7 protein-coding genes are annotated in these 11,296 nt (G+C 73.7%); 5 read left to right on the top strand and 2 right to left on the bottom strand.

Annotated features, from left to right (window positions below):
- The first annotated feature begins 91 nt into the window (after window positions 1-91).
- The 3 genes from AC1DDU_RS10145 to AC1DDU_RS10135 all read left to right on the top strand — a co-directional run bounded on the left by AC1DDU_RS10145 (window position 92) and on the right by AC1DDU_RS10135 (window position 7,334).
- Complete coding sequence (locus AC1DDU_RS10145; protein WP_477433709.1) at window positions 92-2,731, top strand: ATP-binding protein; 2,640 nt, start codon at window positions 92-94, stop codon at window positions 2,729-2,731.
- A gap of 165 nt (window positions 2,732-2,896) precedes the next feature.
- Window positions 2,897-5,104, top strand: a complete 2,208-nt coding sequence (locus AC1DDU_RS10140) for a CHAT domain-containing protein (protein ID WP_477433707.1) — start codon at window positions 2,897-2,899, stop codon at window positions 5,102-5,104.
- 43 nt (window positions 5,105-5,147) lie between these two features.
- Window positions 5,148-7,334 (top strand): caspase family protein, encoded by a 2,187-nt coding sequence (locus AC1DDU_RS10135; protein WP_477433706.1) that lies wholly within the window; start codon window positions 5,148-5,150, stop codon window positions 7,332-7,334.
- A gap of 9 nt (window positions 7,335-7,343) precedes the next feature.
- Here the strand turns inward: AC1DDU_RS10135 and AC1DDU_RS10130 are convergent, their stop codons facing one another.
- Window positions 7,344-8,909, bottom strand: a complete 1,566-nt coding sequence (locus AC1DDU_RS10130) for a 5-oxoprolinase subunit B/C family protein (protein WP_477433704.1) — start codon at window positions 8,907-8,909, stop codon at window positions 7,344-7,346.
- A gap of 40 nt (window positions 8,910-8,949) precedes the next feature.
- Window positions 8,950-9,705 carry a LamB/YcsF family protein gene (locus tag AC1DDU_RS10125; RefSeq protein ID WP_477433702.1) on the bottom strand — a complete coding sequence of 252 codons (756 nt, stop codon included), beginning with the start codon at window positions 9,703-9,705 and terminating at the stop codon, window positions 8,950-8,952.
- 76 nt (window positions 9,706-9,781) lie between these two features.
- Here AC1DDU_RS10125 and AC1DDU_RS10120 point away from each other — a divergent pair, with 76 nt between their 5' ends.
- Window positions 9,782-10,645, top strand: coding sequence for a spermidine synthase (locus AC1DDU_RS10120; RefSeq protein WP_477433700.1), 864 nt, complete (start codon window positions 9,782-9,784; stop codon window positions 10,643-10,645).
- A gap of 118 nt (window positions 10,646-10,763) precedes the next feature.
- Window positions 10,764-11,291 carry a hypothetical protein gene (locus AC1DDU_RS10115; RefSeq protein WP_477433698.1) on the top strand — a complete coding sequence of 176 codons (528 nt, stop codon included), beginning with the start codon at window positions 10,764-10,766 and terminating at the stop codon, window positions 11,289-11,291.
- Window positions 11,292-11,296 lie beyond the last annotated feature (5 nt).

Raw genomic sequence — 11,296 nt, 5'->3', positions numbered from 1 at the left:
TTTCGGATGCTGCGGTATAAGGTCACGCGGTTCGATACGCCGTTGTACTCAACCGTGGCGGGAACGGTCCCATCGGGTCCATGATGTGCACATGACTGGGGGACGAGCCCCCGTGATCCGCACGCCCGACCAGCGGATCCGGGTGTTCGTGAGTTCGACCCTGCGCGAACTCGCGGACGAACGCGAAGCAGTGAGGTCGGCCATCGAACGGCTGCGGCTGGCTCCGGTGATGTTCGAGCTGGGCGCCCGCCCGCATCCGCCGCGGGAGCTGTATCGCTCGTATCTGGCGCAGAGCGACGTGTTCGTGGGGATCTACGGCGCCAGCTACGGCTGGGTCGCGCCGGACGAGGAGGTCTCCGGTCTCGAGGACGAGTACAACCTCGCCCCGGCATCGATGCCCAAGCTCATCTACGTCAAGGACGGGGACGGCCGGGACGAGCGGCTGAGCGAGCTCATCGCGCGGATCCAGAGCGACGACACGGCGGCCTATCTGCACTTCAGCACCGCCGACGAGCTCGCGGACAGCGTCGCCGAGGATCTCGCCATGCTGCTGGCCGAGCGCTTCGACGAGTCCCGCTCCCCCGGCCCCGAACCCGACGACGACGACGACGCGACGCCCACTCTGGTGGGCCGCATCCCCGTCCCGTACACGACGACGATCGGCCGGGAGCACGATATCGACGCCGTGCGCACGCTCCTGGCGCGCGGCACCGACCGCGTGGTGAGCCTCGTGGGCCCCGGGGGGATCGGCAAGAGCCGCCTCGCGATCGAGTCGGCGCTCGCGTGCCGCGATCTCTTCCCCGACGGCGTGTACTTCGTGCTGCTGGAGGGCGTGCTCGAGCCCGGGCTGCTGCTGCCGACGATCGCCTACTATCTCGGCATCCGCGACAACGGCGAGGCCGCCCTCGAGGAGCGCATCGCGCACGCGCTGGCCGAGCGGCGCGTCCTGATCGTGCTCGACAACTTCGAGCAGATCGTGGATGCCGCACCCGTCCTGGTACGGCTGTACACGGTCGCACCCACGGCGGAGTTCCTGGTGACCAGCCGCATCGTGCTGCGCATCCGCGGCGAGCGCGTGTACGACGTGCCGCCGCTGACGACCCCTCCGGGCGACGGCCCCGCGAGCATGGACCGGACGACGAGGTCGGCGGCGGTGTCGCTGTTCGTCGACCGCGCCCGCGCGATCGACGCGGACTTCGACGTCACCGACGAGAACGCACGGGACCTCGCCGACATCTGCCGGACGCTGGAGGGCCTGCCGCTGGCGATCGAGCTCGCCGCCGCGAAGGTGCGGATCCTGAGTCCCGCCGACATCGCCGACCGGCTCGAGCAGAGCCTGCCGCTGCTGACGGCGGCGGTGCGCGACCTTCCCGAGCGGCACCGTACGATGCGCGCGACGATCGACTGGAGCGTGAGCCTGCTGCCGGACGCGCAGCGCGAGCTCCTGGAGGACCTCGGGGTGTTCGCGACACGGTTCACGCTGGATGCCGTGGAGGCGCTCGGCGCAGGACGCGCATGGGACGGGCAGGCGATCGACGCGCTGACGGCGCTCATCGACGCCTCGCTCGTGAAGCAGTCCGAGCTCGGCGGCCGACGCGTGTTCTCCCTGCTCGCGATCGTGCGGGAGTACGCGCTCGGGCGGCTCAAGGAGCGCGGCGACGCCGTGCGGGTGCGCCGCGCGCACGCCGACTACTACCGGGCTCTCGTGCAGCGGGTGGCGCCGGAGCTCGGCGGGCGCGGGCAGGCCGAGGCCGTCGTGCGGCTCGGGCTCGAGCTTCCGAACCTCCGGGCGGCGGTACGGCACCTCGTGTACACGAACCGGCTGGACGACGCCGGCGACTTCGCGTGGAGCCTGCTCATCTACTGGTGGATCTCGGGGTTCTTCGCCGAGGTGCGGGTGTGGATGCTGGAGCTCCTGGAGAAGCAGCACGACGAGCCGATCACGCCGCACACGCGGGCGATCGCGTGGTTCTTCGCGCTGTGGGGGGAGATGTGGCAGCGCCCCAGCGAGCAGGTGGTCGCGGGCCTCGGGGAGTGCGTGCGCCTGTTCACCGAGTCGGGTGACGAGGATGCCGCGGCGATGGCGCTCGCCGCGCGTGCGACGGCCCGCGTGCAGTTCTCGAACTTCGACGCCGACAAGGCCGATACGGAGTTGCGCGAAGCGGTGGTGACCCTCCGCGAGCGGGGCAACGCGTGGGCGGAGGCGATCACCGAGGTCTCGCTCGGGCGCCTGGCGTGGCTGCGAGGCTCGACCGACGACGCGCTGGCCCATTTCGACCGCGCGACATCGGTCGCCGAGGCGGGCGGAGACCTGTTCACGACGATCGTCGCGGGCAACCTGCGTGCGCGCCTGACGTTCCAGCTCGGGCACGTCGAGGAGGCGGAGGCCGAGTTCGTCCACACGCTGCTGCTGTCGGTCGGGCTGCACTACGAGGAAGGCGTGGCCTACGGGCTGGAGGGCGTCTGCGCCGTCGCGGCCGCGCACGGCGAGGCGTGGCGGGCGGCGGCGCTCGCGGTGGCCGCGGGAGAGATCCGGCGGCGCATCGGCATCTTCGACGTCGAGGCGTTCACGGTGCACACGCCGTACCTCGACATCCTCCGCGGACGCGATCCGCAGAGCGTGGCGGCGGGCGAGACCGCGGGCGCCGAGATGACCGTGGCAGAGGCCATGCAGGTGGCGCTGCCCGAGCACGAGTTCGCGGCCGTCGCCGAGGCGCTGCGCGCCTGGTGAGACGGACGGGGGCCGCGGCATCCGGTATCCGCACGTATCATCGGCGCCCACGCAGGTCTCTGGTGCGGTGAGGAACGCGCTCGTAGGCTGTGCAACGGGCTGCGCTCTCGGAATCGTGGGGTGACGGTGCACGTGGGGGCCGTGCGCCGGTGCGAGGGGGTCGGGATGGCTCGTGCTGCAGACGGATCGCACGACGTGGTCGAAATCGTCGGCGATGACCTTGACGCGCGCATCGACGCCGCCCCGCCGGGGACGGCCGCCGATCCGTCGGGGATCACGCTGCTGGCCGACGTGGTGCTGCAGGGGCGCGCGGACACCGTCGCGACGGTCCGGGTGCACCGCACCGACGAGCTGCTCTACGCGGTGATCCTCGTGCGGGACGGGGTCGCGCAGCTGCGGGGGCTCGAACGCCGTCGCGCCGGCTTTGCGGTGGAGATCCCTCTCGCCGCCGGCGAGACGCTGCACCTCACCGTCGTGATGAGCCTGACCGCGGCCGCGCTCTCCCAGCTCGAGGCGCAGGTCGCGCAGGGCGGAATGGGAGCCGGCGGCGCGGAAGAGGCGGAGTCCGCCGAAGAGCCCCCCGTCGAGGCGTTCGTGGAGGACAGGCAACCGGACGGCGGAATCGAAGGCGGCTTCGGCGGCGGATTCGGCAGCGGACTGGGCGGCGGGTTCGGCGGGGACGCTGCGCTGGCTCCCCCGCCGGTCGACATGATCCCGCCGCCCGCGCCGGCGCCACCGCCGGTGGCGGCAGCGCGCCCCGAGCCCGAGCCGGAGCCCGGACCGACGCCGAAGCCCGGCGTGGACGGCGGCACCCTCATCGACGCGCACGTGGCCGCGCAGATGCCGGCGGGCCTGTTCGATGGCGTGCCCTTCGAGCTGCTGGTGACGCTCGCACGCGACGAGGTGAAGATCGCTCGCGGAGCGGCCGGCGACGACAAGCCGATCCGGGTGCGCAAGCGCGGCGACATCCGCATCTCGGTCCAGGCGCAGGGGATGGAGGTGGCCGCCGGCGAGGCGTCCGAGGCGGTGGTGAAGCTGCCGGCGCGCGGCGCCGTGTCGGAGCACCGCTTCCATCTGGTGCCGGGAGAGCCCGGGATCGGGCGGGTCAGCGTCGTCGTGCAGCAGGCCCCGTCGGTGACGCCGCTGGCCGTCATCGCGCTCTCGTCGATGATCCTTCCCGCCGACGAGGCGCCCGCCGCGCCCGTCGACGGCGAGCCGCTGCGCGGCGAGACCGTCGTCAGCGCCCCGCCCGCAGCGATCGCGAAGCTGCCGACCATCGCGATCGAGGAGACCTTCTCGCACGGGCACAGCGTGCTCCGCATCACCGCGAAGGTCGGGCGCGCGAGCGGTGTCAGCGAGGTCTGCCTCCTCGACAAGGCCGGCTACGTCGACGGCATCTACGCGAAGCTCTCGGAGATCCGCGCGGACTACGTGGACGCCGTCCACGCGAAGACTCCGGCCGAGGCGGCGCTCTCGCAGGCGGAGGAGGGCGTGCGCGAACTCGGGGTGCGCATCGCACGGGAGCTGTTCGGCGACGAGATCAACGCCCTGCTGTGGGACCGCCGCGATCGCCTCGACCACCTGGTGGTGCAGACCTCCGGCGAGCTCGACATCCCGTGGGAGATCGTGCACCTCGTGCGCGTCGGCGAGGCGGCGCACGACGACACCTCGCTGTTCCTCGCCGACAAGGGCATGACCCGCTGGCTGTGGGGCACCCGCCGGCCCACGCGGCTGGCCGTCGCCGCCGACAGGGCGGTGGCGATCGCGCCGCTCTACGACGACGAGACGCTGCGGCTGTCCGGGACCGAGGACGAGGTCCAGGCGCTGGCCGTCGCCCTCACGAAGAAGCCGCTCGGGGCGGTGACGCGCGCCGAGGTGCGCGAACGCATCGGCTCGGGATTCGACCTGCTGCACTTCGCCGGTCACGGCCGGTGGCGCGACAGCGATCCGCGGGGACAGGAGATCGCGCTCGCGGCCTACGCCAAGGCCCACGACGACGGGTCCGCCGCATACTCCGATGCCGACGCCCGCGAGGACTTCACGGCGGCGGCCGGAGAGGAGGCATCCGCCCCCTTCGTCTTCCTGAGCGCGTGCGACGTCGGCCGCCTGCAGCCGGGCTCGACGGGCCTCGGCGGCTTCGCGGAGGTGTTCCTGCGCGGCGGCGCCGGCGTGTTCATCGGCTGCAGCTGGGCGGTGCGCGACGACGTCACGTCGGAGTTCGCCACGACCCTGTACGACCACCTGTTCGTCCGCGGGGAGACGCTCGGCGAGGCCGCCGCGGCCGCCCGCGCCGCCGCCCGCGCGGCGCACGACCTCACGGCGCTCGCCTTCACCGTCTACGCCGATCCGCGGGCGCGGGTCGTCCGCACCTGAGCACACCACCGCCTCCGGGCGTCACCGATCGAAAGGCACGGCAATGTCCGATCCCACCCTCACCGCAGGCGACCTCGCCGACCTCCGGCGCCATGTCGTGTACACCGCCGACGGCATGCTCGCCACGAAGTCCGTGCCCGATCCGCAGACCGTCGACGACTTCCACAGCACCGCCGCCGACGTGCAGGCGATCGTCGACACGCATCTGGACGCGTTCGTGCAGGCGCAGCAGGAGAAGATGCCCAAGACCCGCAAGGCGCCGGTGCCGGTGCTGATCTGGGCCCACGGCGGCCTCACGACCAAGGCGCAGGGCATGGCCACCGCGCACCGCCAGGTGTCGTGGTGGCTGGCCAACGGCGTGTTCCCCATCCACGCCGTGTGGGAGAGCGGATTCTGGACCACGCTCGAGGACGTGATCGGCGGCACCCAGGCGGGCCAGCGCGGATTCACCGACCTGACCGACCTCGCCGTCGAGGCCGCGGCGCGCCTGCTGGGCGGCCGCAAGTTCTGGGACGACATGAAGGTGGATGCCTCGGCCGCCTCGCTGGGCGGCATCGACGGCGGTGCGCCCGGCGGCGGGTTCGTGCTGGCCGCGGCGCTGCGCGACTACATGCAGCGCAATCCGAAGTCGATCACGCTGCACGCGGCGGGCCACAGCGCCGGGTCGATCTACCACAGCGCGTTCGTGCCGCTCCTGTTCCAGGGCGCCGACGCCGTGCCGAGCGTGAAGACCGTGACGTTCCTCGCGCCTGCGGTCCGCGTGGACACCTTCGAGCAGAGCCTGCTGCCGCTGGCCCGCTCGGGCAGCATCGAGGACCTCTCGATCTTCACGATGAACCCCGACCAGGAGAAGCGCGACAACACGGCCGGCGTCTACCGCAAGTCGCTGCTGTGGCTGGTCTCGCATTCGTTCGAGGTCGAGAAGGAGGCCCGCATCCTGGGCCTGGCCGACCACCTGCGCCAGGCGGGTCCGACGATGGCGTATCTGAAGCAGGAGTCCGAGCGGCTGGTGCTGGGCCCCACCAACACCGGCAAGCGCACCAGCACGCAGGCGACCTCGCACGGCGACTTCGACAACGACGTGCCGACGATGATGAGCCTCGTCCGCCGCGTGGTGGGGACGCGCGCGTCGGATGCCGACGACGACGTGCCCGCGGTGTTCGGCGCGGAGAGCCGCGAGGCCTTCCCGACGCCGCTGCCCGAGCCGGCAGGATCGCGCGAGGCCCTCGCGACCCCGCGCAAGCGGGCGCTGTGCATCGGGATCGACGCCTACGAGCGCCAGCCGCTCAGCGGCTGCGTCGCCGACGCGAAGACGTGGGAGGACGCCTTCCGCGCGCTCGGGTTCGACGTGACGCGGCTGCGCGACAAGGACGCCACCCGCGACGCCATGCTGCGGGCGATGCTCGACCTGGTCACCTCGTCGAAGGCAGGCGACGTGGTGGCCATCCAGTACGCGGGGCACGGCACCGCTGTCCCCGACCTCGACCACGATGAGGTGGACTCGTTCGGCCCGTCCGACGAGGCGCTGTGCCCCGTCGACTTCTTCGACGGGCAGATCGTGCTCGACGACGACCTCGCGGTCGTGTGGGACGCGATCCCCGACGGGGTGTCGGTCACGCTGTTCTTCGACTCGTGCCACTCCGGCAGCGCCAACCGGGAGATCTCGGACACGCAGAAGGCGGAGATCAAGGTGCCCGCCGATGCCACCGCGCGATCGATCACGCTCACCGCGGAGGAGCGCGACAGGTTCCGCGCCGCCCGCGCCGCGTCGCTGGAGGACCCGGTGCGCCGCACCGCTTGGGAGCGGGTCGTCGCCTCCGAGAGCGGCAGGGCCGTCGAGGATGCGCCGCGGGCCGTGCGCGAGGTGCTCTTCAGTGCGTGCCAGCCCGACCAGGTGGCCCTCGAGACCGGTGGCAACGGGGTCTTCACCACCAACGCGACGAAGATCCTCAACGAGAACCCGACCGCGACGAACCGGGCGTTCCACGCCGCGGTGCGCGACGCGATGGCCGAGCTGTGGGAGCAGAAGCCCACGTTCGAGCCCGGGATCGGGCTGTCCGACTCCCCGCTGCTCTCGCCCGTGGGTGCGGTCTCCGAGGCGGCTCCGGTCGCGGCGCCGGTCGTGGTCGCCGACATCGCCCGCCTCGCGGGCGACGGCGTGCGCACCGCCGCCGTCGTCGCGATCCTGCGGGCGACCGCCGATCTCCTGGAGGCCGGCGGCGCGGACTGACCCGAGGGCTCAGCGCCCTGGGCGGGCGTGCCGGAACCGGATGCGCGTGCCCGGCCGGGCCTGCGCGACGAGGTCGAGTGCGGCATCCGTCACCACGGCGATGACGGGGTAGCCACCGGTGACCGGACCGTCGGCGAGCAGGATCGTGGGCCGGCCGCTCGGGGGCACCTGCAGCGCACCCGGGACCATGCCCTCGCTCGCGAGCTCACCGGCGCGCACCCGGTCAAGCGCGGGGCCTTCGAGACGCGCGCCCACCCGGTCGGCGTGGTTCGACACGGTCCACACGGTGTCGTAGAGCGTCGCGATGGCGTCGGCGGAGAACCAGTCCGCCCGCGGGCCGGGGCCGAGCTCCAGCTCGAGTTCATCGTCGTGCGGCGCACCCCACGGCGCCGGCGGTGCGACCGGGATGGGCGCGACGGCGTCGTCGCGGACGCCGACGGCGTCGCCGGCGCGCAACGCCGCCGGCCCGAGCCCCGCGAGCAGGTCGGTGGCGCGGGAGCCGAGCACCTGCCGCGCATCGAAGCCGCCGCGCACCGCGACGTAGGCGCGCGCGCCGTGCGCGAACCAGTCGACGTGCAGCTCCGCACCTGCCGGCCACGCGTGGGCCTGGTAGGGGTCGACCTCGCGGCCGTCGAGGCGCACGGTGCCCCAGGCGCCGGTCACCGCCACCCACAGGTCGGTCTCGGCGACCGCGCGCAGCCCGCCCATCGTGACCTCGATGCCCGCCGCCCCCTCCGGGTTGCCGAGCAGCCGGTCGGCGGTGCGCAGCGCGCCACGGTCGAGGGCGCCCGAGACGGCGACGCCGACGGATGCCGCCCCCTCCCGCCCGAGATCCTGCACCGTCGCGAGCAGGCCGGGTTCGAGGATCCGGATGCCGCGCGCCGGCGCGGCCGGCGGATACCCATCGGGCGCGGCCGCCGTGGCAGCGTCCGCGGAGTCTCGCGCCCGCTGCTGGGCCGGACGGAACCGCACCCGCGTCCCGGGTGCGAGGAGGGCGGGGGATGCGGCATCCGCATCGAACAGGCGCGCCGCCGTCGTCCCGATGAGCCGCCACCCCCCTGGCGTGTCTCGGGGGTACGCTCCGCTGAAGGCGCCGGCCAGGCCCACCGACCCGGCGGGCACGCGGGTGCGCGGCGAATCGAGGCGCGGCACGTCGAACGGCCAGTCGTCACTCACGAGGTATCCGAAGCCCGGCGCGAAGCCGGTGAACGCCACCCGCCACGTCGCCCCGGCATGGCGCGCCACGAGCTCGTCGACGGCGACGCCGAGCAGCTGCGCGGTCTCGTCGAGGTCGGCGCCGTCGTACACGATGTCCAGCTCGACGAGCGGCCCGCCGGCCGCGGCGCCGGCTTCGGCATCCGCCGCCGCGCCGAGCGCCCACGCCCTCGCGGCCGCGGGTGCCAGGGTGCGCGGGTCGACGCGCACCAGCACGGTCCGCGCCGCCGGCACGAGGTCGACCACTCCGGCGGGGCGCGAGGCGGCGAGCGCCGCGTGCAGGGGGAGCACGTCCTCGAGCGCGGCGACCTCGAGCAGGAACGCACGCTCCCCCATCGGCCGCACCTGCACCGTCACCATCGCGGCGCCTCCTCCGGCGACGTCGACGACCCGCGCGCGGTCACCACGGCGCCCGCACCTCCACGCCGGCGGCGTCCAGCGCCGCGCGCACGGCCCGCGCCATCTCGACGGCGGCGGGGGAGTCGCCGTGCACGCACAGGGAGGCGGCATCCGCCCGCACCACCGAGCCGTCGATCGCCTCCACGATGCCCTCGCGGGCGAGCCGCACCGCCCGTGCCGCGACGAGCTCCGGGTCGTCCAGAAGCGCACCCGGCTGCCTGCGCGCCACCAGCGAGCCGTCCGGCAGGTAGCCGCGATCGAGGAACGCCTCGAGCACGAACGGCAGGCCGACGGATGCCGCGGCCCCCGCGATCTCGCCGCGCAGACCCAGCACGGGCAGGGGCCGGCCGAGCTTGTCCGCGCAGTCCGCGATCGCGCGGGCCACGGCCTCTGCCTGCGCCCGGTCGGTCGTGACGGCGTGGTAGAGCGCACCGTGGGGCTTGACGTAGCGCAGGTCCGCGCCCGCCGCGACGAGCGCGGCCAGCTGCTCCGCCACCGCGGCGCCGAGGTCGGCGGGGTCCATCGCCAGGGCGGTGCGGCCGAAGTCCGCGCGGTCCGGGTAGGACGGATGGGCGCCCACGGCCACCCCGAAGCGCGCCGCCCGGGCGACGGACTCCCGCATCGAGTCCTCGTCGCCGGCGTGCCCGCCGCACGCGACGCTGGCGCTGGAGATCACGGCGAACATCGCCTCGTCGTCGGCGGTCGGCACGCCGTCGACGGTCTCTCCGAGGTCCGCGTTGAGATCGATCACCGCCATGGCTCCACGCTACTGCGGCGCCGGGCCGAGCCTCCCGGCGCCTGCTCCGACAGGAGGCAGCGGCTAACGTGGGGCCATGGCACGCGCGAGGGATGAGTCACCCGCCCCCTCGGTCCGGCTCTCGGACGGGACGATCGCCCGCGTCGTGCCGTCGCCCTTCGGCGGAGGCTGGGAGCTCGACGTCGACGGCACGCCGCAGTCGCACGTCGACCTCGACGATCCGACGCATCTGCACTTCGAATACGTCGCGCGCATGGGTGCGGTCATCGACCGGCTCCGGATGCCGGGGCAGCCGCTGACAGCGATCCACCTGGGAGCGGGCGCCCTCACGATCCCGCGGTACGTCGAGCAGACGCGGCCGGGCTCCCGCCAGCAGATCGTCGAGCTCGAGCCGGCGCTGTGGGACCTGGTGCGCGAGAACCTGCCGCTCCCCCGCGGCGCCTCGATCCGCGTGCGCATCGGCGACGCGCGCGAGGCGCTCGGCCGCCTCCCCGCCGGGCTCGTGGGTGCGGCCGACCTCGTCGTGTCGGACGTGTACTCCGGCGCCCAGACGCCGGCCCACCTGACGACCGTGGAGTTCTTCACCGAGGCCGTGCGCTTCCTCGCGCCCGACGGCGTCCTGCTGGTCAACGTCGCCGACGGCGCCGGTCTCGCATTCGCCCGACGTGAGGTGGCGACGGTGCAGGCGGTGCTCGAGCACGTCATCGTGCTCGCCGAGGTGCAGACGCTCAAGGGCCGCCGCTTCGGCAACCTCGTGATCGCGGCATCCCGCGCACCACTGCCGACCGAGTGGCTCCCCCGCCTGATGGCCGCCGGTCCGCACCCCGCGAAGGTCGCCGAGGGCCGCGAGGTCGACGACTTCGCGCGCGGCGCGCGGGTGGCCACCGACGCCGACGCGACCCCGTCGCCCAAGCCCTCGGCATCCCTGTTCACCCGCTGACGGCCCCGGTGACCGGCGTGTCGCGCGGAGGGGCCGGCGCACGCGGCGTGGCACCCCGTCGCGCGCCCGCGCGGACGGCACACTGGAAGGGCCATCGGCGCGGCGAAGGGAGTCAGACGTGAGCTACATCCGCGGGTACGACCCCGAGACGCTCCGGGAGCTGGTCGACCCCAGCGAGTGCCGGGAGCGGCTCGAAGAGATCGGCGACCAGCGCAGCCTGCCTGCCCTGCTCGAGCGCGTGTGGCTGCTGAAGGTGCTGGACCGCTCCGAGGACGCCCTGGTCATCTCCGAGCAGTCGGTGCGCGTCGCGCGCATGGCCGGCACCCGCAAGGATCTGCTGCGCGCCCGCATCCTGCACGCCACGGTGCTGCAGGCGCGGGGCGCGTACGCCGCCGCCGACCAGGAGCTCACCATGTGCGCCGAGGAGGCCGAGGGGCAGGGATGGGCCGGGATCGGCGCGTTCGCGTACCAGCACCGCGGCAAGGTGAACTTCGACGCGGGCGACTTCGACGCCGCGCGCAAGGACTTCAAGCGCACGCTGTTCCTCCGCCAGGAGGCCGGCGCCACCGAGGACCAGCTCGAGTCGGTGCTGCTGGCGATCGACACCGTCGACCGCCGCCGGGCCGCCGAATCCGTCGCCAGTTGAGGCGG

The sequence above is a fragment of the Microbacterium sp. 05T445 genome (assembly GCF_056395865.1).
Note: the sequence above shows the minus strand (reverse complement) of the source record. Positions and strands in the feature narration are given on the sequence as shown.